The following is a 25,392-nucleotide window of genomic DNA, read 5'->3' as shown; positions in this document are numbered from 1 at the left end:
GCCGACTCCCGCCGGGCGGCCCGACATCCTCAGCCGAGCAGGCCGGACTCCCTCGCCGTCAGGGCCAGTTCCACCCGGTTGCGGACGCCCAGCTTGTGCATCGCACTCTTCAGATAGCCCGTGACGGTGTTGCAGGTCAGCCCCAGCTGGGCGGCGATCTCCGGATTGGTCCGGCCGGTCGCCGCCCAGCGGAGCACCTCGTGCTCGCGCGGGGTCAGCCGCGCCGGCGGCCGGGCCCGGGCCGCCGGGTGGCCGGCGGACGGTCGGTGCGGCGCCGGGAGGTCCGGCCCGCCCGGCCGCGGGCGGGGGCGAGCGGCGGGGCGCCGGTCGTCCGGCCGGGCCCAGGCGGCGGCTCCGGCCAGCGCCCGGGTGGCGGTGGCCGCCAGCTCGGCGACCGCCCCGATCCGTACGTCGCCGAACGGGACGACGTCGCGCAGCGCCGCGTACACCACGCCGTGCACCGCGCCGTCGTGGAGCAGGGGCACCGTCAGCATCGCGTACAGGTCCTCGGCGTCGACGGCGGCGTCGTGCTCGTGCGAGATGGTGGTGGCGGCCCGGTAGTCGGGCACCCAGGTGGCGGCCCGCTCGGCCAGCGCCCGGCCGCCGAGGCCGGTCCCGCTGGGGACGACCAGATCGTGCAGCAGGCCGGCCCGGGTGCCGGACCAGTGCCGCAGCACCATCCCGGCCGGCCCGCCGTCGCGCCCGCCCGCCTCGCCGGTACCGGCGCCGCCCCCGCCACCGCCGGGCGGCGGACCTGCCGGGGACGGGGCCGCGCCGATGCGGGGCCGGGGGCGGTCGGGGACCCCGACCAGGCCGACGTCCACGCCGCAGTCCGCCACCACCCGCCGGGCGAGATCCGCCAGGACGGCAGCCCTGACCAGCTCCGCGGCCCGGGCGTCGAGGCCGCCGGCCGCCCGGGCGGGGGTGTCCGCAGCCCTTGTCATCGCGCGATTCTCACACGCGCCGAGGCGGCTGGCGAGACCTGCGCAGGGCCGGCTCCGCGCTCCCGGGCGGCCCGCGCGCCGCCCGCCGGCCCGATCGCCGGCCCGGGCCGCGCCGTCCTGGTCCCCGCCGACCTCCCGCCGTAGTCTGCGGCCGTAGCCTGTGCCACACACCCGCGGGCCCCGGCCCGCGGACGCCGGCGGGCCGGCCGGACGACCGAACCGGCCCGAGACCAAGGGGAGACGATCATGACGAGCCCGGACGGCCTGCTGGCCGACCTGCGCGCGGAGAACGCCGAGCTGGACGCCCTGGTGGCCGCACTCGCCCCGGCCGACTGGACCCGGCCGACCCCGGCCGAGGGATGGACGATCGCCCATCAGATCGCCCACCTGGCCTGGACCGACGACTGGACGGTGCTCTCCGCCTGCGACCCGGAGGGGTTCTTCGGCGCGGTGGAACGGGCCTTCGTCCCCGGCACCGACCCGGTCGGCGAAGGCGCGGCGATCGGGGCGGCCGGCCCGCCGGCCGGACTCCTCTCCCGTTGGCGGGCCGGCCGCGAGGAGGTGCTGGCGGTGCTGGCCTCGGCGCCGGGCGACGTCCGGCTGCCGTGGTTCGGACCGCCGATGAAGCCGGCCTCGATGGCCACCGCCCGGCTGATGGAGACCTGGGCCCACGGACAGGACGTGGCCGACGCGCTCGGCGTGGCCCGGGTACCGACCGCCCGGCTGCGCCAGGTGGCCCACCTCGGCGTCCGGACCATGGGCTTCGCCTTCGTCCAGCACGGCCGGCCGGCACCTTCGGAGCCGGTGCGGGTGGAGCTGACCGGCCCGGACGGGGAGCTGTGGACATGGGGGCCCGAGGAGGCGGCGGACCGGATCACCGGACCGGCCCTGGACTTCTGCCTGCTGGTCACCCAGCGACGGCACCGGGACGATCTCGCCGTGACGGCCTCGGGCGCGACCGCGCTGGCCTGGCTGCCGATCGCCCAGGCCTTCGCCGGCCCGCCCGGCAAGGGCCGGGCCGCGGGCACCGGGGGCTCGATCGGGATCTGACGAAACGTCAATCTTACTGACGCAAAGCCAAACCACACCTTTCGGGGATGGCGGAGCTTCGCCGACGAATGATGTGATCCGTCCCATGTTCTCCACTCCGAGGTACCGCACCGCCGTCGCCGGCGCCGCCCTGCTGGCCGCCGGCGGCGGCCTCGTCGCCACCCCGGCCGGCGCCGTCGCCCACTCCCCCAGCGACACGCCCCCGATCAGCCACGCCGTCCGGGCCGGACCCGCCGAGACGCAGGTCAACGCCTTCTTCGAGGAGTACCGGCTAGCGATGCTCGGGGAGATCGACGACTCGCCCCGGGCCGTCCGGCAGAAGTACCTCGGCGCGCCCCTGAACCTGAGGCTGGACACCTGGGCCGCGCACAACGGCGTCGACCCGGTGTTCCGCGCCCGGAGCATCCCGGTCTCCTGGTCGGTGCGCGAGGTCGGCACCTCCCCCGGCTACGCCACGGTCCGCCTCGGCGAACACTGGGGAGACGGCACCGACCGTGAAGTCCGGTACACCGTCCGGCTCGCCGACCGCCGGATCACCGACCTCGAGGACGAACCGTCCCGCTGACGCCTCCCCGCCCCCGTCTCCCCGCCCCCGTCTCCCCGCCCCCGTCGCGGCGGGGCCCACGGCATCGGAGCCACCACATCGGGGCCACCGCATCGGGGGCCCACGGCCTCAGCGGGACGCGTCGAGGACTTCGTGCAGGCGGGCCGCGAACGCCCGGGGGTGGGTGGTGTTGCCGTTGTGGCCGCCCGGGAACTCCACGATGTCCGTACCCAGCAGGGCGGCCAGCTCCTCGGCGCACCGGTAGTTCCAGGCCTGGCCCGAGGTCCGTCCGGCGGCGGGCACGATCCGGACCCGGCGGGTGGCCGGGGCGGCGAGGTCGGCCGCGCAGAGCGTGCTGTCGCGCAACTCGGGGAGGTCGTTGGACAGGAAGAACTCGATGTTGGCGATGCGCCGCGCGGTGGTCGCCGGCATGGTGAAGCCGGGCTCGGTCTCCATCGCCGCGGGGTCGATCGCGACGGCCTCGGCGATCCGGCGCATGGCGGGGGCCCAGCCCGCACTCCGGTGGGTACGGACGATCCCGTCCAGGGTCCGACGGATGCCGGCCCGGTCGGTGGCAGGGAGCAGGCCAGGCGTGGCGGGGTCGTGGGCCACGAGCGTCCGCACCTGGTCGGGGTGGGCGGCGACCAGGTGCAGACCGTAGAGGGCACCGAGGCTGCAGCCGAGCAGCAGGGCGGGCCGGTCGGTCAGCGCGGCGAGGAGGTGGTGCAGATCCTCGGCATGGGTCTGCGGGGTGACGGGCCCCTTCGCCTCGAGGCGGGTGCTCCGCGACAGGCCTCGCCGGTCGTAGGTCGCGACGGTGTAGCGGTCCGCGAGATGGCCGACGAGCGCCTCGGTGCGGTCGGCGTCCCCCTCCCCGCTCTGCGCGACGAGCAGCAGGGGGCCCGTGCCACGGAGTTCGTAGTGGAGCATGGCGCCGGGCACGGACAGCGTGTTGCGTACGGCAGTGGTCATGGGGTGCTCCCGTCCGGTGGCGGCCTCGGTGGCCTGCCTGCTCCTTCACCGTAAAGCATCCGAATAGATACATCAAGATAGATGCATCTTCTTCGATACATCTCACCTGATGTATTCTCCTGGACATGAACGGAGTCGAACTCTTCCTACTGGGCCGCACCCTGATGAAGATCGGCGAGGAGGCGCTCCCCCAGCCCGCCGGCGACCACGGGCGCCGCCCCGGCGGTACCCGCTCGGTCCTCGTCGTGCTGAGCGACATCGTCGAACACCCGGACAGCGCCGTGGGCGAGATCGCGGCCCGCACCGGCCTGCCGCAGAGTCAGGTCTCCACCGCGGTCGCCCGACTGAAGGAGGCGGGCTCGATCACCACCGCCCCCGATCCGGCCGACCGCCGCCGCCTGCTGGCCCGCCCGGCCGCCGAACCCTCGGCCCGGGTCGCCGAGGTCCGCACCGGGACGATCGACACAGCACTCGCCGCCGCCCTCGGCACCGACGACCCCGCGCGCGTCGAGGAAGTCACCGCCGCCCTGGACATTCTGGCCCGGCACCTGACGCCGGCGACGCTGTCCCGACTGCGCGGCTGACGGCTGTCCCGTCCCGAGAGTGGGGACCATGCGCCGCGGTGGCCCTGGACCTGCGGCGCGTGCCCGGGGAGGCTTCGACGATGGGATCCGACGAACCGCTGTCCGAGGACGAGCTGTCCGCGATCGAGCGGCGTGCCGCCGCTGCCACTCCGGGCCCGTGGATCGGGTGCCTGGAGAGCCGGCACGGGATCGGCGGCTCCAGCTTCATCGAGCTCCCCGGCGACGAAGAGGTGCACGACGAGTTCTACCTGACGCGCGCCACCGGCGGCCGCCAGGTCGGAGGAGTGGACGCGCAGACCGACGCGGACATCGAGTTCATCGCCGGCGCGCGCCAGGACGTGCCGCGACTGCTCGACGAGGCGAGGCGACTGCGCGCCGCCCCGGAGGCGGCACGGCGCGCCGGCTGACGAGCGCTTCCGGGTCGTCACCCCCGCACGCCTCGCCGGGAGGCCGGTGGCAGGCGTACTGCCGTCGAGGCGTCACGGTGTCGAGCCGGTAGCTGCCGGCCTGGCTGTGGAATTCCGCGTCCGTGGTCAGTTCCCGGGCGGGCGGCTCCCCGGCCCGGCCGGCTGCAGGCCGACGTACCTGCGCAGTTCAGCGAGGCCGGTGGGCAGTCCGTGAGTGCCGAGGTTCTCGCCGAGGTCACCCGCCGAGTTCCACCGCCCTTCGCCGAGGTCGGCGAGGGCACGCAGGAGCCGCTGCTGAGGATGGGTGAGGTCGGCTTACAGCGGGCGGGGGTCCGGCAAGGGGCTGGGGAACAGGTCCGGCAGGACCGTCCTCGCCCTGGACGTACTTGGATGATTCGGGCGTGCGTTCAGGCGGGATGATCCGGCGTCGTGCGCCCGGCAAGATCCGCCGGACAGGCCCGAGGGCCTGCGAGAGCGATCCGGGCGAGGAACGGCACCACGTACGGAGATGCCTGACAGCGGGTGCCCTGGTACGCGAGGTGGTTGAACAGGCAGGCGAGGGAATCCTCTTGTGCCTGCTCGTCGTCTCCGCACAGGGCGCGCAGTTGACCGGGGACGTCGCCGGCCGTCCCGAAGGCGTGGTTCAGGTTCGCCCAGTCCAGTTCGTCCAGGCCGGACAGCAGGTCGGTTTCGTTCCCGGTGATCACGGCCGGATGATGTCAGAGACCTCCGACATGGGCGCAGGGGCCGCCGGAGGTCCGGAGGCCGTGCTCAGAACCACTGGGCCCAACCGAAGGTCAGCAGGTAGCTGCGGCGGAGCAGATCGCGGCCGCGGGCCCCGGTGGCGAAACGGCCGGCCAGCATCGCGCAGAAGAGTGCCAGGAAGGCAGCCGGCACCACCGCCCCGAAGCGGATCCCCTTGAAATATCCGACGGCCACCGCGACGAGCGTCATCAGGCCGAGACCGAGATGCGCGTGAGGCAGTTCCGCGCGAAGTGCCTGCCGGGCGGCACCGCGGGTCTCCCGCATGTCGTGCTCGTACCGCGCGCGGGCCGCGTCCGGATCAGCCGCGGAGCCCTCGGGCCATTCCTGCCGGCGGGCCGGGGCTCCCGCGATCGACGGGGTGGCGCCCGTACGGGCCTTACGGTGGCTCAGCGCCACTCCTCCATCCGCTCGACCGCCTCCTTGGCCTCGCGCAGGTCGGCGCCGGTGATCTCCCGGTAGGCCTTGATCGCGTGGATCTTCTTGCCGTCCCGTACCAGGGCCGCCACCCGCTGGAGGGCGGGCTCGGGGCCGTCGTCGGCGGGGTGGGCGCCCAGGTGATCGATGATCAGGCCGAGCCTGCGGTCCATGGCGACGAGCCTGCGGTCCATCCCGCGGAGCCTGCTCTCCATCCCGGAGACCAGCAGCCCGAGGGCGACGACCAGGACGAGAACGATGATCAGGGCAGTGTCCATGGTCGGCGATTCTAGCCAGCGCGCCCCGGCGCCTCTCCGGGCGGAGGGCCGGGGCCGACGGCGGCGGCCGGAATCAGCAGGACCGGGCGAGCCGGAACCCGAGGTCGTCGATCCGCAGGGTGGGGTGGCTCTTGCGGCGGCAGGACGCGCGGCAGGAGCGGGGCTTGTCGTACGCCCCGCCGCCGCGGAACACCCGGTAGGCGCCGTAGACCCGGGGGTCGTAGAGGTCCCAGCACCACTCCCAGACGTTGCCGATCATGTCGTGGAGGCCCCACGCGTTCGGCTCCCGGGTCGCGACCTCGTGCACCTCGCCGCCGGAGTTCCCGTCGTACCAGGCGATGGCGTCCAGGTCGCCGGGGCGGACGTCCGTGCTGCCGGCCCGGCAGGCGTACTCCCATTCCGCCTCGGAGGGCAGGCGGTAGCCGTCGGCCTGCGGGTCGCAGAGCACGTCCTGCGCGTCGGGGTCCTCCCCCGTCGTGTAGCAGGGCCGGAGCCCCTCCTGCCGGGAGAGCAGGTTGCAGAAGCGGACGGCGTCCTGCCAGGAGACCTCGGTCACCGGTGTGCGCGGGCCCGCCGCGCTCTCGGGTGCCTTGCCCAGCACGGCGGCGTACAGCTCGCGGGTCACCGGGTACGGGGCCAGCCGGAAGGCGGCGACGGGGACCGTCCAGTCGGTCAGCGTGCCCTCGTCCCGCAGGACGATCTCGCCGGCCGGCAGCGCGATCAGGGGATCGGCGGCGGCCCGGTGCGGCATCGGTAGCAGGCTCATCGCGGCCCCTCAGAAGGTCGTTGGACGGTCGGTCGGGGCCCCTGGGCACACCGGCCGGACGACCGGGCCGGCGGACGGCCGACGCCGAGGACGGAGACCTCGTGCGCTTCCACGAGCTCCCGGGTTGTCATGGGCCGATCCTACAGACCCGGCGAGTGGGCCCCCGAGCCTTCGGCGTCGCGCCGGCCCGCACGGTACTTTGCCTGACCACCCCTCATGTTCCGTCCGGCGAAGGGCCGGTGCTCGGCGGCGGCGCCGGGCTGGCAGATCGCCCCGGCGCGGTGCTGCCGGGGGCGGGGGCCCGGGCCGGTGGACGATTCGGGATCATGGACCGGTGCCGGTACACCCGGAAACCGGCCGAACCGACCCGGACCAAGGGAATTGGAGCTGTCGATGGACAAGTCTCAGGTGGACGCCTACCTGGCCAGGATCGGGGCCGAACGGCCGGAGCGGCCGGACGCGGCGGCGCTGCGGGTGCTGCAGCGGGCCCATCTGGGGGCCGTCCCGTTCGAGAACCTCAGCATCCATCTCGGCGAGCCGGTGCTGCTGACCGAGGAGGCGCTGCTGGCCAAGGTGGTCGACCGGCGGCGGGGCGGCTTCTGCTACGAACTGAACGGCGCCTTCGCCGCGTTGCTCACCGCCCTCGGCTACCGGGTGACCCTGCTCGGGGGCCGGGTATTCTTCGGCGAGCGGCTGGGCTCGCCGATGGACCACCTGGCCCTGCGGGTCGACCTGGACGAGCCGTGGCTGGTGGACGTGGGGTTCGGCCGATTCAGCCACGGCCCGCTGCGCCTGGACGAGCGCGGCGACCAGCAGGACACCGCGGGCGTGTTCCGCCTGTCGGAGCACGGGGAGGACCTCGACGTCCTGCAGGACGGCTCCCTGCAGTACCGGCTGGAGCCGCGCGCCTTCGCGCTGGCGGACTTCGGGCCGACCTGCTGGTGGCAGACCACCTCGCCCGAGTCGCACTTCACCAAGGGGCTGACCTGCTCGCTGCTGACCGAGGACGGCCGGGTCACGCTCAGCGGCACCCGGCTGATCCGGACGGCCGGCGAGGAGCGCCAGGAGACCGAACTCGGCGAGCCGGAGGCCCTGGAGGCGTACCGGAAGTGGTTCGGCATCGCGCTGGACCGGCTGCCCGTGGCGCCGCCCGCCCCGGCGCAGCCGGCGGGCTGACTCCCCCGCCGTCTGCCCCGGCGCGCCCGGCGGGTCGATCCCCCGACGCGCCGGGCGGGCCGGGCCCCGAGCCGGGGCCCGGCCCGGTCCGTCAGCGGCGGGTGCTCAGGCCGAAGCCGTACGCGAACAGCGGGTCGTACTGCTCGTCGCCGATGTTGATCGGCTCCTGGGCCTCGCTGCGCGGCCAGCTGACCGGGAGCTTCCCGGTGAACGGCCGCTTGCCGAAGAGTACGTCGGAGACGCCCGCGCCCTCACTGCCGGGCAGCCAGGACATCACGAACGCGTCGGTCTTGGGCAGTTCGTCGGTGACGATCTGGGGGCGGCCCGCCACGTCGAGGACGACGCAGGTCCTGATCGCGCCGCAGACCCGGTCGATGTTTGCCCGGTCGGCGGCCGAGATGTTCAGGGTGTGGCCGTTGCCGACGTCGCCGACCCCCTCGGCGTACGGGGTCTCGCCGATCACGACCACGCCGACGTCGTAGCCGTCGGTCGGCGCCGAGGCGTCCGCGCTGTAGGTGGTCCGCGCGGCGTTCTGCCGGATGCCCTGGAGGATCGTGGTGCCGGGGATGGTGGCGCCGGACTGCCCCTGCCAGGTCACCGTCCAGCCGCCGGCCTGGTTGCCGATGTCGTCCGCGTCGGTGCCGGCGACGTAGATCCGCTGGGAGGGCCCCAGCGGCAGCGCGTGGCCGTCGTTCTTCAGCAGCACCTGCGACTCGGCGACGGCCTTGCGGGCCACCGCCCGGTGGGCGGGCGAGCCGATCGCGGCCGCACCCGACCGGTCGGTGTACGGGTGCTCGAAGAGTCCGAGCCGGAACTTGGCGCGCAGGATCCGGCGGACGGCGTCGTCGATCCGGGCGCCGGTGACCCGCCCGGCCTGCACCTCGGCCAGCAGGGTCTGCTCGAACTTGTCGGCGCTGTACGGCTCCATGAACATGTCGAGCCCGGCGTTGACGGCGGTCCGCACCTGGGTGGCGTAGTCGCCGGGCAGCTGATGAACGGCGTCCCAGTCGCTGATCAGGAACCCGTCGAAGCCGATCTTCTGCTTGAGGACGTCGGTCAGCAGCTCCTTGTTCGCGCTCATCTTGACCGGGTTGCCGATGCCGTCCTCGGTCCAGTCCACGCTGGAGTACGAGGGCATGATGCTGCCCACGCCGTGCTCGCGGACGGCCGCGACGTACGGGGCGAGGTCGATCGTCCGGAAGTGCTCGCGGTCGGTGATCGTCACGCCCTGGTCCAGCTTGTAGGCGCCGTTGGTGGAGCTGCCGTAGGTGGTGTCGCCGTCCCCGGCGAAGTGCTTGGCGGTCGCCAGCACCCGGTCGGGGCGGGCCAGGTCCCGGGGGTTGTCACCCTGGAGGCCGTCGATCGAGGTCTCCATCCGGGTGACCAGGTCCGGGTCCTCGCCGTAGCTCTCGTAGGTGCGGCCCCAGCGGTCGTCGCGGGCCACGCAGACGCAGGGCGCGAACACCCACTGCGGGCCGGTCGCCCGGGTCTCGGCGGCCGTGATCCGGGCAGCCTCCCGGACGAGCTCGGGGTCACGGGTCGCGCCGAGGCCGATGTTGTGCGGGAAGACGGTGGCGCCGACCAGGTTGTTGTCGCCGTGCACCGAGTCGATGCCGTAGAGCAGCGGGATGTGCAGCCGGGTGTCGAGGGCGCGCTTCTGGTAGCCGTCGATCATGTCCGCCCAGGCCTGCGGCGTGTTCGGGGTGGGGGTGGAGCCGCCGCCGGAGAGCAGCGAGCCGAGCGCCAGGGTGGTGATCCGGCTCTGGTCCGACTCGACGGAGTTGCGTTCGGCCTGGGTCATCTGGCCGATCTTCTCCTCGACGGTCATCCGGCCGAGGAGGTCCCTGACCCGCTGCTCCACAGGCAGTCTCGGGTCGAGGTAGCTCGTGGCGTCCTGGCCGGCGGGCGCGGCCCGGGCCGCGGTGACGGGTGTCGCGCCGAACGCCAGTGCTGTGGCGGCGAGCAGCGCGCCGCCCAGCAGGGTCCCGCGGCGGGCGCGGCCGGTCGTGCCGTTGGGGTGGATTTTCACCGGTGTCTCTCCGTCTCGAAGGGGTGCTACGAACGGGGTGGGACCGCCGGCCGCGCTCCGTGCGCGGCGAACGGGGTGCGGGCGACGAGCAGCGGACCAGGTCCTGAGGGCGCTGAAACTGACGGGGTACCGGGAACGGGCACGACGGCCCGCATGCCGACCGGACGGGCCCTGACGCCGTGTCCGGCCGGGTGCGACGGCTGACATGCAATCAGACCTACCGACCACTTGGTAAGTATCGTGCGCCGGCTTTTTTCAGGACATGACATATCCGGCCGTCGTAGGCCCTTCGCTCGGGCCGCGAGCCCGCGGGCGCCGGCCCGTAGACTTCGCCCGGTGACACCCAGAAGCACGAACAAGGCGGCCGGCGGCGGCGCGACGCCCGCGACCGCAGCCCGCCGGGCCTCCGGTGCGCAGCGACGCGAGGAGATCCTGCGGATCGCGGTCGAGACCTTCGCCACCCGCGGCTACCACAACGCCTCACTGGCCGAGATCGCCGAACGGGCCGGCCTCACCCAGGCCGGGCTGCTGCACCACTTCCGCTCCAAGACGGCGCTGCTGAGCGGCGTTCTGGAGCTCCGGGACACCTCGGAGATCGAGCGGCTGGGCCCCGAACGCCCGCGTGGTACCGCCTTCCTGGACCACCTGGTGGAGACCGTCCGGCTGAACTCCACCCAGGAGGGCATCGTGCGGCTGTACGCGGTGCTGTCCGCCGAGAGCGTCACCGAGGGCCACCCGGCCCAGCAGTTCTTCCGCGACCGTTACGAGGGCCTTCGGGTGCTGGTGGCCGAGGCGCTGCGCGAGGCCTGCGAGCTGGGCGACGCGGACCCGGACCTCGACGTCGAGGGCGTGGCCAGCGCCGTCATCGCCGTGATGGACGGCCTCCAGGTGCAGTGGCTGCTCGCGCCCCGGTCCGTCGACATGGCGGCGGTGACGCGGCGGGTGCTCTCGGCGCTGCTGTCCGACCTGCGGCCGCCGGCCGCCGGGCCGGGCGGGAACGGGCCGGGCGGAAGCGGGCCGGGCGACACCTCCGGGCCGGGCTGATCCGGGGCCCGGCCGCACGGGCCGTCGACGGGCACCCCCGCCTGCGCTGATGGCCGGGGACGGCGGGCTCCTCGGATAGCCTGGGTCGACCATGAACCGTCTGACCACATCGTGGGGCGAGTACGACCTCACCCGCTTCCCCGAGGACCCGCGCGACCAGCTCCGTGCCTGGGACACCGCCGACGAGTACCTGCTGCGGCACCTCGACGGCACCGCCGGCACCGGCGCGGGACCGGGCACCGGCACGACCCCGGGGGCCCCGGCCGAGCCGCCGGCGGCCCGGCCGGTGGACCTGAGCGGCACCGTCGTGGTGCTGGGCGACCGCTGGGGTGGGCTGGTCACCGCGCTCGCCGGGCGGGTGGAGCCCGGGGCGACCCGGCTGGTCCAGATCAGCGACTCCTACCTCGGCCAGCAGGCCACCCTGGCCAACCTGGCCCGCAACAGCTCCGACAGCGCGGACGGCTCCCCCGGCGCGGCCGGCCGCCCGGACGGCGCGGAGCGGCCCGCCGGGCCCGGCACCGTCGAGCTGCTCTCCACCAGGGACGCGCCGCCTGAGCGGATCGACGTCCTGCTGGTCCGCGTCCCCAAGAGCCTGGCGCTCCTGGAGGACCAGCTGCACCGGCTGGCCCCCGGTGTGCACGCCGGCACCGTGGTCGTCGGCACCGGCATGGTCACCGAGATCCACACCTCCACGCTGAAGCTGTTCGAACGGATCCTCGGCCACACCCGCACCTCGCTGGCGGCCAAGAAGGCCCGGCTGATCTTCTGCGCGCCCGACCCGGCGATCCCCCGTACGCCCGGCCCGTGGCCGCACAGCTACGCGCTGCCCGAGGACATCGGCGTGGTGGGCGGGCGGACGGTGGTGAACCACGCCGGCATCTTCTGCGCCGAGCGCCTCGACATCGGCACCCGGTTCCTGCTGCGCCACCTGCCCGAGCGGCGCGGCCCCGAGCGGGTCGTCGACCTGGGCTGCGGCAACGGCGTGGTCGGCACGGCGGCGGCGCTGGCCAACCCCGAGGCCGAGGTGCTGTTCGTGGACGAGTCGCACCAGGCGGTGGCCTCGGCCCGGGCCACCTACCGGGCGAACACCGATCCGGCCACGCACGCCGGCGCCGAGTTCCTGACCGGTGACGGCCTCGCGGGCGTCCCGGCCGGGTCGGTGGACCTGGTGCTGAACAACCCGCCGTTCCACACCCACCAGGCCACCACGGAGGCGACCTCCCGGCGGATGTTCACGGGTGCCCGGGACGCCCTGCGACCCGGCGGTGAACTCTGGGTGATCGGCAACCGGCACCTCGGCTACCACGTGAAGCTGCGCCGGCTGTTCGGCAACTGCGAGGTTGTCAGCAGCGATCCGAAGTTCGTCATCCTACGGGCCGTCAAGAGCTGAACTCCGGGAGCCCGCGCGGCCGGACGCGCACGTCCGGCCCGCGGCTCCCCGGTCGTCGCGCCCCCGTGCCGGCGGCCCGGCGGCAGCGATCCCGCCGGCTTCGACCCCTGGTGCCGACGCCCCGGACGAGTAAGATCATCCCATCGGGTGGTGACCGACCGTGACGCGCCGGCTTGCTCGCGCGAGCGCCGACACCGCCCGCGACACTGGGGGGTGGGTGACTTGTCCGTGCGGTCCGGGCTGCGCGCGCTGGAACGGCTCGCGGGTCGACTGCCGTCCGGTGTCGACCTGTACCAACTGCGCCCGGACGGCCGGGTGCTGCTCGCCGACCGTCAGGGCGCCCGCGAACTGGGCCCGCAGGACCCGGGCGGCGGGGAGCTGCTGCGCTTCATCGACGACGGCCAGTTCGCGCACTACCTCGTGGGCGACGCCAAAACCTCGCCCGAGCGCCCCTCCAACGCCACCTACAAGCTCGGCATCGTGGGCCCGCGCAGTGCCTTCACCCCGCACGCGCACGGCGGCGAACACCTCGTCCTCAGCCTCGGCCACGCCTCCTGCGGCCTCTACGACGCCGAACGCCGACGGGTGGTGGACCTCCCGCTCGCCCCGGGCCTGCTGGTCCGGATCCCGGAGCTGATGCCGCACTCCTTCGCCAACCGGGGCACCGGACCGCTGAACATCCTCGCCGCCAACACCGGCTTCGGCATCGACCACGAGGACTACGCGATCACCGCCGCCGAGGCCGAACGGCGGTCCGACACCGAACTCGCCGCCCAGCTCCGGGAAGTGGAACGGACCCAGCGCCTGGGTACGGTCACCGCCGGAGAGCGGCTGGCCGCCCGGCTGCGCCGCCTCGCCACCGCGCTGGAGGTCCCGAGATGATCTGCCCGCACTGTTCGGCGAACCTGCTGTACAAGGAGCGGACCGGCAACACCTGCTCGAAGTGCCGCAAGTCCTTCGCGCTGGAACCCAAGTCGACGCCGCACGGCCTCAGCGACGTCGGGCTGCGGCGCGCCGTCGAGCGGCTGACCGCGAACGGACGGATCACCGTCACCGTCGGCCAGCTCTACCACGGCACCGGCCGCCGGCACCTGGTCGGCGGGGCCGACCCGGAGCGGCGCGGCAGCCTCGGCTGCGCGATACCCGCCCTGCTGGTCGGCCTGCCCGCGCTGGGCTTCGCCCTCCCCCACCCGGCCGGCGCCGGCGCGGTGGCCGCCGTGATCGGCCTCGTCCTGGTCGCGATCGGCATCGGGTCCGCCGTCCGCTGGACGAAGTTCAAGCCGATGAAGCCCCGCGAACTCGTCTGGAGCCCCGACGGGTTCCGGCGCTCGGTGACCGACATCTGGCAGCGGCACTACGGCGGGCTGCCGGCCGGGCTGGTCACCGAGGACAGCGTCCGGCCCCGGCCGCCGGCCGCGCCCGTCGCCGCCGTGCTGTGCGAGGACCGGACCGTCCGGGCCTTCCTCCAGGCCAACGCCTTCGAGGAGCGGAGCCGTGTGGTGGTCGTCCCCGACCCGGCCTCGGTGCCCGCCGGCCTGCCCGTCGTCGTGCTGCACGACGCCGGCGCGGAGGGCTGCCTGTCGGCCGGCCGGGCCCGCGCCGCTCTGCGCGGCCACCGGGTCCTCGACGGCGGCCTGCCGCCGCGCGTGGTGATGGCGCAGCCCAAGGCCCTGAAGCTGCGGCGGCCGGACGTCCTCCCGCAGACCGTGGAGCGGCTCCGGGCCGAGGGGGGCCTCGCCGAGGCCGAACTCCGCTGGCTCGCCGAGGGCTGGTGGAGTCCGCTGGCCGCCGTACCGCCCACCGCCCTGCTGGACGCCGCGACCCGGGCCGTCGAGCGGCTGGCCGGCGCCGTGCGGGCCGAGGACGACCCGGCCGAGGTACGCCGCCGGGCGCTCGCCGTCGGCTTCCTCACCTGGCCCGAGCAGAGCGCGTGACGACACCCCGGAGCACCCGATGAGCCCCCGGCCGCCGATGGACCGCACCCGGCTCGGCCGCACGCTGATCGGCCTCGCGCTGATCGACCGCGCCCTGGCGCGGGCCGCCGCCCGCGCGGGCGAGCCCGGCGGCATCCGGTTCACCGAGCGCCAGCTGTACTACGAGCTGTGCCGGGTGCTCCGGCCGCTGCACGCCGGGCCGCGCCGGATCCCGTACACCCTCGCCCCGCCGGTGACGTACTCGCGGTTCCGCGAGGCGCTCGCGCGGACCGGCGGCCTGCCCGGCCTGCTGCCCGCGCCGGCCCCGGCGGCGCCCGTCCGCACGACCGAGAGCGACCTGTACGACTACGGCTTCCCCCGGCTGCTGGTGTGCCAGGACCGGGCCGTCGCCCGGATGCTGATCGCCAACGACCTGCACCTGGAGGCGGCCTGCCCGGTCTTCGCCGCCGAGGAACTGCCGCTCGACCCGCGGCTGCTGGCCGCGCTCGACCGGGCCGGGGACGCCGTGATCCACGTCCTGCACGACGCGAGCCCCGCCGGGCTCGCCTGCTACCGGCGGATCCGCGACGCGCACGCGACTCCGACCCGCTCGATGGGCCTGGTGCCACGGCACGCGGGCACCCTGCACCTGACCGCCGGGCGGGCCCCGAAGCCGTTCCGGGTCCCCTTGCCGGAGCACCTCACCGCCGGGCTGCGCCCCGCCGAACGCGCCTGGCTGGCCTCGGGCCGCTTCACCGAGGTCGCCGCCGTCAATCCGGCCCGACTGCTGCACGCGGTCATCCGCACCGTACGCGGCACCACCGGCACCCGCACCCCGGTCCGCCACCACCTGCGCGGCCTGCGCGAAGCCGGCTTCATGACCTGGCCGACGCCATGATCCCCACCCGCGAGGACCTCGGACGATGACCCAGCCACGCCACCTCACCTACTCCGACGAACTGCTGGCCGACGGGACGGCCCACCGCCGCTACGAGGACGGCCGCAGCGAGTGGCGCCGCCGGGGCGCCGACGGGCTGGTGCACTGGCACGACACCCTCGGCGACGCCGGCACCGACGAGCGGCTCGGCAGCGACCTGATCAAGCGCGTCCACGCGGACGGGCGGGTCGGCTACGGCCGCGACATCGGCTACGGCCGCACGGTCTGGGGCGACGGGACGACCGTGCTGGTCAACCGCACCTCGTTCGGGGGCCGGCTGGGCGTGGTGCTCACCGCCCTCGGCCTGGCCGGCGCGGTCGCCGTGAGCCAGTACCCGCCGCTCACGCTCTCCCCGGAGGAAGAGGAGGAGCTGCGTGCGCAGGCCCGCGCACAGGCCGCCGACAGCTCGGCCGCGGACGGCGGTTCCGCAGGCTCCGGGGACTCGGGCGGCGGCGACTACTCCGGCGGCTGGGACGACGGCGACGACGGCGGCTGGGACGGCGACGACTTCGGCTGACGGCCGCCGCACCCCGTGACCCCGGACGCCCCACCGGGCCCCGGGCCGAACCGACCCGCTCCCGGCTGAGAGGCACCTCCCCCATGGCACGCTGCTGCGCCTGCGCAGGACCGGACGACGACCGGGCCCGCACCCAGCTGGCCGCGATCACCGGAGCCCCGGCCCGCCCCGACGCGGCGCCGGCCGCCCTGATCGACGGCGAACCCGGCCACGCGAGCGGCCCGTTCACCCTCGACGGGCTCACCGCGGTCGGCGAGGTCACCCTGCACAACCGGTCCGAGCTGCTGGCGGCCCTCGCCGCGGCCGGCGCCGCCGCACCGGCCGGCTGCCCCGACGGGGAGCTGCTGCTGCGCTGCTGGGCCAGGCTCGGAGCGGCCGGGGTCCGGGCCGCCGAGGGCATGTTCGTGCTGATCGTCGTGGACGGCGCCGACCTGGTCCTGATCCGCGACCAGGTCGGTGCCCGGACGGTCTTCTACGCCCGCGCCGGCGGCTGCTGGGCCGCCTCCACCTCGCTGCGCTCGCTGCGGCACTGGCCGGCGCTCGGCACCGGGTTGAACCTCGCGGCCGTCCGGTCCTTCCTGACCTTCGCCTACCTGCCCGGCGAGGAGACCCTGCTGAGCGGGGTGCTGGAGGCGCTGCCGGGCCGGATCCTGCGCCTGGCGGCCGACGGCACCAGCACCCAGGAGTCCTACTGGGAGCCCTCGGACGCCGTCGCCCGGGCCGACGGGCTCCCCGCCGGCGAACTCGGCCCCGGCGTCTACGCGTCGCGGCTGCGCACCCTGCTGGAGGACGCCACCCGCAGCCGGCTCCCGCAGGGCGAGAAGGTAGCCGTGCTGCTCTCCGGCGGCGTGGACAGCTCCCTGGTGACCGCGCTGGCCGCCGAGCTGCACACCCACCCGGTGCACACCTACTCGATCAGCTTCGGCGACGAACTGCCCAACGAGCTGGGCTACTCGGGCCTGGTGGCCGAGCACTGCGGCACCCGGCACCGGATCCTCACCGTCTCCGGCGACCAGGTCGCCGCCCGCCTCGCCGACACCGTGGCCCTGCTGGACAGCCCCGTCGGGGACCCGCTGACCGTGCCCAACCTGATGCTCGCCGAGGCGGTGGCCGGCGACGGACTGCGGGTGTCGCTCAACGGCGAGGGCGGCGACCCGGTGTTCGGCGGCCCGAAGAACCTGCCGATGCTGGTGCACGAGCTGCACCGGGACGACCCCTCCCCCGGCGCCCGGGCCGAGGCGTACCTGCGGTCCTACCGCAAGTGCTACCAGGACCTGCCCGCGCTGCTCACCCCCGAGGCGCTGCGGGCGCTGGCGGACGAGCCGCACCCGGAGCGCTTCGTCGCGCCGTACCTGCGCCCCGGGGCGATGCAGTCGCTGCTGAACCAGCTGCTGCACTGCAACCTGCGGACCAAGGGCGCCCACCACATCCTCACCAAGGTGGAACGGCTCACCGCCTCGCAGGGTGTCCAGGGCCGCTCGCCGCTGTTCGACCGGCGGGTGATCGACCACGCCTTCGCCACCCCGCCGCGCTGGAAGCTCAACGGCACGGTGGAGAAGTGGGTGCTCAAGGAGGCCGTCCGGGACCTGCTGCCCGACACCGTCACCGACCGCCCCAAGAGCGGCATGCGGGTGCCGGTGCAGAAGTGGCTGCGCGGCCCGCTGCACGAGCTGTCCGGCGACCTGCTGCTCGGCGGGCGGTCCCGGCAGCGGGGGCTGCTGCGCCCCGACACGATCCGGACCTGGATGCGCGGCGAGGGCGCCCTGCTGCCGCGCCAGGGCGGCAAGTTGTGGCTGGTCCTCACCCTGGAGCTGTGGCTCCGCGCCTACGACCTGTGAGCCGCCGACGACCCGGCCCGCGACCCGCGACGCGCCCGCGACCCCCGAAAGGCACCCCCTTGGACACCTCCACCGGCAGCCCCGACGCCACGCCGACCGGCAGCGCCCCCGCCCCCGTCCTCGATCTGACCGACCCCCGTACCGGCCTGCGCCGGGGCACCCTGGAGCCGGCCCGCGCGGAGCGGGTCACGGCGGCCGTCGGCGCCGCCCGCGGCGCGCTGCCGGCCTGGCGCGGCCTGACCCCCCGGGAGCGGGAGCGGCGGCTCGACGCGCTCGCCGACCTCGTCGAGGAGTACCAGGAGGCGTACGCCGAGCGGGAGCGGGCCGGCACCGGCAAGCCGCTCGCGGAGGCGCTCGGCGAGGTTCGGCAGGTCGCCGACCTGTTCCGCTTCTACGCGGGGGCCGCCCGCGCCGGCAGCGCGCCCGCCGCCGGCCGGTACGTCCCGGGCCACGAGAGCTGGGTGCGCTGGGAGCCGGTCGGGGTGATCGCCGCGATCGTCCCGTGGAACTACCCGCTGCTGATGGCCGCCTGGCGCTGCGCACCCGCCCTCGCGGCCGGCAACACGGTGGTCGTCAAGCCCGCCGAAACCACCCCCGACTCGGTGGCGCTGCTGGCCGAGCACGCCCGGCAGGCACTGGGCGAAGGTGTGCTGGCCGGCCTGCCGGGTGACCGGACCACCGGGCGGCTGCTGGCCGCGGCCGCCGTCGACATGATCGCCTTCACCGGCAGCGCCGCCGCCGGGGCCGAGGTGGCGGCGCTGGCCGGCGGCCGGCGCACCAGCCTGGAACTGGGCGGCAACAGCCCGGTGCTGATCCTCCCGGACGCCCCCGCGCACACCTGGGCCGACCTGGCCGCCGCCTGCACCTACAACGCGGGCCAGAGCTGCGCCGCCCCGGCCCGGGTGATCACCCTCGCCGAGAACCACGACCAGGTGGTCGCCGAACTGACCGCCGCCCTGGCCGCCCGGCAGGCCGGCCGGGACTTCGGGCCGCTCAACAACCCCGACCAGGCGGCCCGTTACGACCGGATCGTGGCGGCCTCCGGCGCCACGTACTCGGTGGCGGCACCCGGGCGCACGGACGGCCTCTGGCGGCCGGCCCGGCTGCTGGCCGAACTCCCGGACGACGACCCGGCCGTGCTGGAGGAGGTCTTCGGCCCGCTGCTCACCGTGCAGCGGGCGGCCGGCCCGGAGCAGGCGCTCGCCCTGGCCGACGGCGTCCCGCAGGCGCTGGCGGCCAGCGTCTGGACGAGCGACCTGTCGGCCGGGCTGGACCTGGCGGCCCGGCTGAACGCCGGTGAGGCCTGGCTCAACTGCCATCTGGTGCAGTCCGCCGAGCTGCCGCACGGCGGCCGGGGCGCCTCGGGCAGCGGCACCGACCTGAGCGCCCTGGCCCTGCACGAGTACCAGCGGCCGAAGACGGTCACCGCCCGGCTGGGCCGGCCGGTCTGACACGCCGCCGGCCCCGGCACCGTACGGAACGGTGCCGGGGCCGGTGCGAGTGCCGGGGCCGGATCAGCCCTCGACGGCGCCGTCCTGCGGCTCGCTGGCGCGGAGCATCTCCGCGCGCTCGACGACCTTGATCCGCTCGCGGCCCTCGCGCTCGCCGAGCGCGCGCTCGTGGGCGTCCAGGCGGTGCCAGCCCTCCCAGGTGGTGTACCGGACGCCGCGACCCTCCAGGAAGGCCGTGACGGCGTCCTCGGCGGGGGCCTCGGGGGTGCGCAGCCGGCCGCCCTTGAAGTCGTCGACCAGGCAGGCGACCGTCTCGTTGGCGTCGCCCTTGGTGTGGCCGATCAGGCCGACCGGGCCGCGCTTGATCCAGCCGGTGACGTACGTGGACGGCAGGTGGGTGCCGTTCTCGACCACCCGGCCGGCCTCGTGCGGGACCGTCCCGGAGATGGTGTCGAAGGGCAGCTTGGGCAGTTCGGCGGAGCGGTAGCCGACGGCGCGGTAGGCGGCCTGGACGTCCCAGTCGCGGAACCGGCCGGTGCCTTTCACGTTGCCGGTGCCGTCCAGCTCGGTGCGCTCGGTGCGCAGCCCGACGACCCTGCCGTCCTCGCCGAGCACCTCGACCGGCGACTCGAAGAAGTGCAGGAACAGCTTGTGCGGCCGGTCGCCGATGTCGCGGATGGCCCAGTTCTCCAGGGTGGAGGCGACCATGTCGGCCTGCTTGTTGCCCCGGCGGGTGGCGATGCTGCCGTCGTCGTAGTCGATGTCCTCGGGGTCGACGACGACCTCGATGGTCGGGGAGTGGTCGAGCTCGCGCAGCTCCATCGGGCTGAACTTGGCCTGGGCGGGGCCGCGGCGGCCGAAGACGTGCACCTCGACGGCCTTGTTGGCGGCCAGCCCCTGGTACACGTTGGCGGGGATCTCGGTGGGGAGCAGTTCGTCCGCGGTCTTGGCCAGGATCCGGGCCACGTCCAGGGCGACGTTGCCGACACCGAGCACCGCGACCTTCTCGGCGTCCAGCGGCCAGTCGCGCGGCACGTCGGGGTGGCCGTCGTACCAGGAGACGAAGTCGGCCGCGCCGTAGGAGCCGTCCAGCTCGATGCCGGGGACGGTGAGGTCGCGGTCGGCGTCGGCGCCGGTGGAGAAGATCAGCGCGTCGTAGAACTGGTGCAGCTCGTCCAGGCTGATGTCGCCCGGGTAGTCGACGTTGCCGAAGAGGCGGATCTGCGGCTTGTCCAGCACCTGGTGCAGCGCGGTGATGATGCCCTTGATCCGCGGGTGGTCCGGCGCGACGCCGTACCGGATCAGGCCGAAGGGCGCGGGCATCCGCTCGTAGAGGTCGATCGACACACCCGGGTCCTGGGCCACGTCGGACTTCATCAGCGCGTCCGCGGCGTAGATCCCGGCGGGACCGGCTCCGACGATGGCCACACGTATGGGACGGGGCATGGGGCGTTCCTCCGACTGGCAGGGCGGGCGAGCGGGCGACGGATCCGGGCGGGCCGGGGCAGCCCGGTGCTGCAGGGACCACGATTTCCCGGCCGGCGCCCGTCCGGTAGACGTGCTGGACCTATGGACCCATAGACCAGACCTATGCCCGGACCCGTTTCTTGTTAGGACACCCTTACACAGTCCGCGGCCGAATGGGGAGCCACCCCCGCCCGAACGGCCCGCCGCGACCGCCCCACCGACGACTTTCGGCCGTCCCTGCCACCTCCCGAACCACCCGCCGCCCGCCGGCCCGCCGACGGCGGTGTGCGGTCAGCGGTGCGCCCTCAGCGGGCCGCCGGGGCGTAGCCGCGGGTGACGATCCGCTCCGCGCCCTCCTCGTAGTAGCCCGGGTCGGCCGGCAGCTCGGTGTCGAGGCAGGTCACATAGCGGTTGTACAGGCAGAACGCCGCCGCGATCAGCACCGTGTCGTGGATCTGGTCGTCGTCGGCGCCGGCCGCCCGGGCCTGCGCCACCAGCTCCGGCGGCAGTGCTCGGACGGGCCCCCGGACGGCGCCGGCGATCCGCAGCAGGGCCCGCAGCCGCGGCGTGACGGGCGCCTCGTCGAGCCCGTGCAGCACCGCCTTCACCAGCTCCGCGCCGCCGTCGAGCTGCGCCGCGGCGAAGGCGCTGTGCGATCCCGAGCAGAACTCCGTCTCGTTGAGTTCCGAGGTGTACGCGGCGATCAGCTCCCGCTCGCCGCGGCTCAGCGACAGCGGGCTGCGGAGCAGCGTCTCGGCGAGCTGGTTCAGCGGGGCGGCGGTGTCGGGGCGCCGGGCCATCAGGCCGCTGATGCCCGGGAGACCGTTGGTGATGCTGATGTGGGGCATGACTGTTCTCTCCGCAGGGTCGGCCGGACGAACGGACGGTCCATGCTGGGGCCCGGGCCACTCGCGTGCCTACTCCCAGGTTGCCCTCCTCGCCCCGCCGGGCGGCCGGCGCGGACGCCCGCCGGCTGCGGCCCGCCGCGCGCCCGGCTTCTTGACGAACCGTCCACGCTCGCGGAGCCTGGCCTTGAGAATCCACCCGGTGCGGGGAGGATCGGCGATGGACGTACTCGCGGCGGGACATTCCCGCACGGCGGCGTGGCACACCCCACAGCAGGCTGCTCGCCCGCCGCCGACCCGGTGATCTAGGCTGGACGACGTGCTCATACTCGTCAGCCGTCGCCACGTGGACCTGCTCCGCGTCACGAGCATGTCCTGTCGACGCTCCGGCTGACCCTCCCCACACCTTCACGGCGGGCCCCGCGGGGCCCGCATCCCCCTCCCGGCCCCGCGGCCCCCGCCCTACCCGGCGCGGCCTCGGCGTCCCCGGTCACCACCGGGCCCGGCCGGGACGAGACACAGCGGATGTCACCCATGACGCAGCAGGCACCCATCCCTTCCTCCGGCTCCACCCCCGACGGCACGCCCGCCGCCGGACTTCCGGTGATCGACCTCTCGCTCGCCGCCGGCGCCCCGGAGGAGCGCGCCCGGCTGCACGACGACCTGCGGGCCGCCGCCACCGAGGTCGGCTTCTTCCAGCTCACCGGCCACGGCATCACCGCCGAGGAGACCGCCGCGCTGACCGACGCGATGCGGGCCTTCTTCGCCCTCCCCGAGGCCGACCGGCTGGCCGTGAGCAACCTGAACTCCCCGCACTTCCGCGGCTACACCCGCACCGGGGACGAGCGCACCGGCGGCAGCCAGGACTGGCGCGACCAGCTGGACATCGGCGCCGAGCTGCCGCCGCACGTCCCCGCCCCCGGCGAGCCGCCCTACTGGTGGCTGGAGGGCCCGAACCAGTGGCCGCAGGCCCTGCCGGAGCTGCGCGCCGCCGCCCTGCACTGGATCGACCGGCTCAGCGCGGTCGCCGAGCGGCTGCTGCACGAACTGCTGGCCTCGATCGGGGCGCCGGCCGACTTCTACGACTACGCCTTCGCCGGCCACCCGCACCTGCGACTGAAGCTGGTGCGCTACCCCGGCACCGCCCCCGACGGCGCCGGCCAGGGCGTCGGCGCGCACAAGGACTACGGCTTCATCACCCTGCTGCTGCAGGACAGCGTCGGCGGCCTGCAGGTGGAGCGCGCCGACCGGTCCTTCCTGGAGGTCCCGCCGATGGAGGGCGCCTTCGTGGTCAACCTCGGCGAACTGCTGGAGGTCGCCACCGACGGATACCTCAAGGCCACCAACCACCGCGTGGTGAGCCCGGCCGGCGCCCGCGAGCGGTTCTCCGTCCCGTTCTTCTACAACCCGCGCCTGGACGCCCACATCGAACCGCTGGACTTCCCGCTCGCCCACCACGCCCCGGGCGCCACCCAGGACCCGGGCAACCCCCTCTTCGCCGACTTCGGCCGCAACGAGCTGAAGGGATACCTGCGGGCACACCCCGAGGTGACCCGCCGGCACCACGCCGACCTGCTGGAGAGCGGCTCGCGCTAGTTCATCGGGCGGGCGGGCGGCCCCTAGGCTGGCTCCATGTCACGACGAAAGCCGCCGCCCGCCCCCGCCCTCTCCGCCACCGCCGCCTGCCCGTGCGGCCTGCCCGCCTCGTACGGGGACTGCTGCGGCCGGTTCCACCGGGGTGAGGCCGTCGCCCCGACCGCCGAGCGGCTGATGCGGTCGCGGTACAGCGCCTTCGTCGTCCGGGACGAGGCGTACCTGCTGCGGTCCTGGCACCCGGGGACCCGGCCGGCCGGGGTGGACTTCGATCCGGGGCTGCGCTGGCAGCGGCTGGAGGTCCACGCCGGCACCGAGGGCGGGCCGTTCCACACCGAGGGCACGGTCGACTTCAGCGCCCACTTCACCGACGGCGGGAGCCCGGACGTGCTGCGCGAGCACAGCCGCTTCGTCCGGGTGGACGGCGCCTGGGTGTACCTGGACGCCCTGCCGCCGGGCCGCTGATCCCGGCCGCCCACGGTCCGGCGGGCGGGTACCGGTGCGCCCCGGCCGGGCGGTGACCCCGGGGCGCTAAATTTTTTTCGCGGCATCCCGCCGAGGATGTCGAAGGCGCGGGGCCGGCTTCGACCTGTCCGTGAAAGCGCCCCCACCGGGCGCACCGATCAGAGGAGCAGGCCATGAAGTACATGCTGTTGATGCAGTTCAGCCAGCAGACCGCCGATTTCGCGCCGATCGACAGCTGGACGCCGGAGGAGCTCCGGGCGCACATCGGCTTCATGCGGGACACCAACCTGAAGCTGGCCGAGTCCGGCGAGCTGGTGGACGCCCAGGGCCTGGCCATGCCGGACACCGCCAAGATCGTCCGCTCGCACGCGAAGGGCGCCCCGGTGGTGACCGAGGGACCGTTCGCCGAGACCAAGGAGTTCCTGGCCGGCTGGTGGATCGTGGACTGCGAGGAGCCCGGCCGGGCGGTGGAGATCGCCGCGGGCATCTCGGCGGCCCCCGGCCCGAAGGGCGAGCCGCTGAACATGCCGATCGAGGTCCGCCAGGTGATGTCCGGCCCGCCCTCGGACCTGTGACGGAGGCCGTGGACACCGTGATGGACACAGCGGTGGACGGAGCGGTGCGCTGACCCGCCCCGTGAACGCCGTCAACGACCTGCTGCGCGAACTCGCGCCGCAGGTCGTCGGCGTGCTCACCCGCCGCCACGGCGACTTCTACGCCGCCGAGGACGCCGTCCAGGAAGCGCTGCTGGCGGCCTCCGCGCAGTGGCCGGCGGAGGGTGTGCCGAACAACCCACGGGGCTGGCTGATCCAGGTCGCCTCCCGTCGGATGACCGACCAGGTGCGCAACGAGCAGGCGCGCCGCCGCCGCGAGGACCTCTCCGCCCGGCAGGTGCCGGCCGACCGGCTGGCGGCCCCGCCGGCCGACGAGGAGGACCCGGTCGGCCGCGACGACACGCTGACCCTGCTGTTCCTCTGCTGCCACCCCTCGCTCTCGCCGGCCTCCGCGATCGCCCTCACCCTGCGCTCGGTGGGCGGCCTGAGCACCGCCGAGATCGCGGGCGCCTTCCTGGTGCCCGAGTCGACCATGGGGCAGCGGATCAGCCGCGCCAAGCAGCGGATCCGGACCTCCGGGCTGCCGTTCCGGCTCCCGGAGCCGCAGGACCGTCCGGCCCGGCTCGACGCCGTGCTGCACGTGCTCTACCTGATCTTCAACGAGGGCTACACCAGCAGCGCCGGCCCCGACCTGCAGCGGGTGGAGCTCTCCCACGAGGCGATCCGGCTGACCCGGGCCCTGTACGCGCTGCTCCCCGAGGACGGCGAGGTCGCCGGGCTGCTCGCGCTGATGCTGCTCAGCCACGCCCGCAGCACCGCCCGGACCGGACCGGACGGCGACCTCGTCCCGCTCACCGAGCAGGACCGTACCCGCTGGGACGCGGCCCTGGTCGCCGAGGGCGTGGCGCTGATCACCGCCGCCCTGCCGCGCGGCCCGGTCGGCCCGTACCAGCTGCAGGCGGCGATCGCCGCCGTGCACGACGAGGCGCCGACCGCGGGCGAGACCGACTGGCCGCAGATCCTGGCCCTGTACGAGGTGCTGGAGAGCGTCTCGGCCGGCCCGGTGGTCACCCTCAACCGCGCGGTCGCCGCCTCGATGGTGCACGGCCCGGCCGCCGGGCTCGACATCCTGGCGGAGCTGGAGGCGGACGGCCTGCTGACGGGCCACCACCGCCTGTACGCCGTCCGGGCGCATCTGCTGGAGCAGGCCGGCGACCCGGCCGGCGCCGTCGAGAACTACCGCGCGGCCGCCAACCGCACGGCCAGCCTCCCGGAGCGGCACCACCTCACGCTGCGGGCCGCCCGGCTCGCGGCCGCGACTCCCCCACCGGCGGCCGGCCCGGCCGGGCACTGACGCGGCAGCCGGCCCGGGCCGGGCCCAGGTCGGCCGGGGCGCCGCCTGGTCCGCCGAGGGAAATTCCTTTGTCCGGCGCACCCGCCCGCCCCGAC

26 protein-coding genes are annotated in these 25,392 nt (G+C 74.8%); 17 read left to right on the top strand and 9 right to left on the bottom strand.

The genetic code is table 11. The features are described from left to right. Positions 1–29: 29 nt before the first annotated feature. Positions 30–944, bottom strand: coding sequence for a LuxR C-terminal-related transcriptional regulator (locus OG689_RS31830; RefSeq protein WP_266324297.1), 915 nt, complete (start codon positions 942–944; stop codon positions 30–32). A gap of 246 nt (positions 945–1,190) precedes the next feature. On the opposite strand from OG689_RS31830, the gene OG689_RS31825 reads away from it, so the two are divergent. Both OG689_RS31825 and OG689_RS31820 read left to right on the top strand, forming a co-directional pair. Beyond that, the gene (locus OG689_RS31825; RefSeq protein ID WP_266324296.1) at positions 1,191–1,994 is read left to right on the top strand and encodes a TIGR03084 family metal-binding protein; all 804 of its coding nucleotides are present in this window, start codon (positions 1,191–1,193) and stop codon (positions 1,992–1,994) included. 85 nt (positions 1,995–2,079) lie between these two features. Beyond that, entirely contained in the window at positions 2,080–2,559 is a 480-nt protein-coding gene (locus OG689_RS31820) for a hypothetical protein (protein ID WP_266324295.1), read from the top strand. A 108-nt stretch (positions 2,560–2,667) separates the two neighbouring features. On the opposite strand, the gene OG689_RS31815 is transcribed toward OG689_RS31820, so the two are convergent. Beyond that, the gene (locus tag OG689_RS31815) at positions 2,668–3,510 is read right to left on the bottom strand and encodes an alpha/beta fold hydrolase (RefSeq protein WP_266324294.1); all 843 of its coding nucleotides are present in this window, start codon (positions 3,508–3,510) and stop codon (positions 2,668–2,670) included. Positions 3,511–3,635: 125 nt separating this feature from the next. Here OG689_RS31815 and OG689_RS31810 point away from each other — a divergent pair, with 125 nt between their 5' ends. Both OG689_RS31810 and OG689_RS31805 read left to right on the top strand, forming a co-directional pair. Next, positions 3,636–4,094 (top strand): helix-turn-helix domain-containing protein, encoded by a 459-nt coding sequence (locus OG689_RS31810; RefSeq protein ID WP_266324293.1) that lies wholly within the window; start codon positions 3,636–3,638, stop codon positions 4,092–4,094. 80 nt (positions 4,095–4,174) lie between these two features. Next, a complete protein-coding gene (locus OG689_RS31805) occupies positions 4,175–4,501 on the top strand; it encodes a hypothetical protein (protein ID WP_266324292.1) in 327 nt (108 codons plus the stop codon). A gap of 407 nt (positions 4,502–4,908) precedes the next feature. On the opposite strand, the gene OG689_RS31800 is transcribed toward OG689_RS31805, so the two are convergent. The 4 genes from OG689_RS31800 to OG689_RS31785 form a co-directional block, all read right to left on the bottom strand. Next, complete coding sequence (locus OG689_RS31800) at positions 4,909–5,208, bottom strand: hypothetical protein (RefSeq protein ID WP_266324291.1); 300 nt, start codon at positions 5,206–5,208, stop codon at positions 4,909–4,911. 64 nt (positions 5,209–5,272) lie between these two features. Continuing rightward, the gene (locus tag OG689_RS31795; protein ID WP_266324290.1) at positions 5,273–5,662 is read right to left on the bottom strand and encodes a hypothetical protein; all 390 of its coding nucleotides are present in this window, start codon (positions 5,660–5,662) and stop codon (positions 5,273–5,275) included. Further along, entirely contained in the window at positions 5,653–5,958 is a 306-nt protein-coding gene (locus tag OG689_RS31790) for a ribosomal protein L7/L12 (protein ID WP_266324289.1), read from the bottom strand. The genes OG689_RS31795 and OG689_RS31790 overlap by 10 nt, the downstream gene beginning before the upstream one ends. A 73-nt stretch (positions 5,959–6,031) precedes the next feature. After that, a complete protein-coding gene (locus tag OG689_RS31785; RefSeq protein WP_266324288.1) occupies positions 6,032–6,724 on the bottom strand; it encodes an SUMF1/EgtB/PvdO family nonheme iron enzyme in 693 nt (230 codons plus the stop codon). 393 nt (positions 6,725–7,117) lie between these two features. On the opposite strand from OG689_RS31785, the gene OG689_RS31780 reads away from it, so the two are divergent. Beyond that, entirely contained in the window at positions 7,118–7,900 is a 783-nt protein-coding gene (locus OG689_RS31780; protein ID WP_266324287.1) for an arylamine N-acetyltransferase, read from the top strand. 91 nt (positions 7,901–7,991) lie between these two features. Here OG689_RS31780 and OG689_RS31775 read toward each other — a convergent pair whose 3' ends face one another. Then, the gene (locus tag OG689_RS31775; RefSeq protein ID WP_266324286.1) at positions 7,992–9,929 is read right to left on the bottom strand and encodes a glycoside hydrolase family 3 protein; all 1,938 of its coding nucleotides are present in this window, start codon (positions 9,927–9,929) and stop codon (positions 7,992–7,994) included. A 438-nt stretch (positions 9,930–10,367) separates the two neighbouring features. On the opposite strand from OG689_RS31775, the gene OG689_RS31770 reads away from it, so the two are divergent. From OG689_RS31770 to OG689_RS31735, 8 genes are all read left to right on the top strand, one after another. Further along, positions 10,368–10,973, top strand: a complete 606-nt coding sequence (locus OG689_RS31770; RefSeq protein WP_266327576.1) for a TetR/AcrR family transcriptional regulator — start codon at positions 10,368–10,370, stop codon at positions 10,971–10,973. Between the two features lie 91 nt (positions 10,974–11,064). Beyond that, complete coding sequence (locus OG689_RS31765; protein WP_266324285.1) at positions 11,065–12,363, top strand: methyltransferase; 1,299 nt, start codon at positions 11,065–11,067, stop codon at positions 12,361–12,363. Between the two features lie 228 nt (positions 12,364–12,591). Next, entirely contained in the window at positions 12,592–13,245 is a 654-nt protein-coding gene (locus OG689_RS31760) for a cupin domain-containing protein (protein ID WP_266327574.1), read from the top strand. Continuing rightward, positions 13,242–14,297, top strand: coding sequence for a hypothetical protein (locus OG689_RS31755; protein ID WP_266324284.1), 1,056 nt, complete (start codon positions 13,242–13,244; stop codon positions 14,295–14,297). The genes OG689_RS31760 and OG689_RS31755 overlap by 4 nt, the downstream gene beginning before the upstream one ends. A 19-nt stretch (positions 14,298–14,316) precedes the next feature. Further along, positions 14,317–15,174: a hypothetical protein gene (locus tag OG689_RS31750; RefSeq protein ID WP_266324283.1), complete on the top strand. Its 858-nt coding sequence runs from the start codon at positions 14,317–14,319 to the stop codon at positions 15,172–15,174. Positions 15,175–15,199: 25 nt separating this feature from the next. Then, entirely contained in the window at positions 15,200–15,730 is a 531-nt protein-coding gene (locus tag OG689_RS31745; protein WP_266324282.1) for a hypothetical protein, read from the top strand. Positions 15,731–15,813: 83 nt separating this feature from the next. After that, entirely contained in the window at positions 15,814–17,568 is a 1,755-nt protein-coding gene (locus tag OG689_RS31740; RefSeq protein WP_266324281.1) for an asparagine synthetase B family protein, read from the top strand. Positions 17,569–17,627: 59 nt separating this feature from the next. Beyond that, on the top strand, positions 17,628–19,019 hold the full coding sequence (locus OG689_RS31735; protein WP_266324280.1) for an aldehyde dehydrogenase family protein: 1,392 nt from the start codon (positions 17,628–17,630) through the stop codon (positions 19,017–19,019). Between the two features lie 63 nt (positions 19,020–19,082). Here OG689_RS31735 and OG689_RS31730 read toward each other — a convergent pair whose 3' ends face one another. Both OG689_RS31730 and OG689_RS31725 read right to left on the bottom strand, forming a co-directional pair. Beyond that, positions 19,083–20,465 carry an FAD-dependent oxidoreductase gene (locus tag OG689_RS31730; RefSeq protein WP_266324279.1) on the bottom strand — a complete coding sequence of 461 codons (1,383 nt, stop codon included), beginning with the start codon at positions 20,463–20,465 and terminating at the stop codon, positions 19,083–19,085. A gap of 326 nt (positions 20,466–20,791) precedes the next feature. Further along, entirely contained in the window at positions 20,792–21,334 is a 543-nt protein-coding gene (locus tag OG689_RS31725; protein WP_266324278.1) for a carboxymuconolactone decarboxylase family protein, read from the bottom strand. Between the two features lie 522 nt (positions 21,335–21,856). Between OG689_RS31725 and OG689_RS31720 the strand changes: the two genes are divergently transcribed. The 4 genes from OG689_RS31720 (at position 21,857) to OG689_RS31705 (ending at position 25,297) form a co-directional block, all read left to right on the top strand. Further along, positions 21,857–22,927, top strand: a complete 1,071-nt coding sequence (locus tag OG689_RS31720) for a 2-oxoglutarate and iron-dependent oxygenase domain-containing protein (RefSeq protein WP_266324277.1) — start codon at positions 21,857–21,859, stop codon at positions 22,925–22,927. 36 nt (positions 22,928–22,963) lie between these two features. Next, on the top strand, positions 22,964–23,389 hold the full coding sequence (locus OG689_RS31715) for a YchJ family metal-binding protein (protein ID WP_266324276.1): 426 nt from the start codon (positions 22,964–22,966) through the stop codon (positions 23,387–23,389). Between the two features lie 173 nt (positions 23,390–23,562). Then, a complete protein-coding gene (locus tag OG689_RS31710) occupies positions 23,563–23,964 on the top strand; it encodes a YciI family protein (RefSeq protein ID WP_266324275.1) in 402 nt (133 codons plus the stop codon). Between the two features lie 61 nt (positions 23,965–24,025). Then, positions 24,026–25,297: a sigma-70 family RNA polymerase sigma factor gene (locus tag OG689_RS31705; protein ID WP_266324274.1), complete on the top strand. Its 1,272-nt coding sequence runs from the start codon at positions 24,026–24,028 to the stop codon at positions 25,295–25,297. Positions 25,298–25,392 lie beyond the last annotated feature (95 nt).

Source organism: Kitasatospora sp. NBC_00240 (assembly GCF_026342405.1).
In the GTDB taxonomy this organism is placed as follows: Bacteria; Actinomycetota; Actinomycetes; order Streptomycetales; family Streptomycetaceae; genus Kitasatospora.
This window is presented reverse-complemented; position numbering and strand designations above follow the sequence as displayed.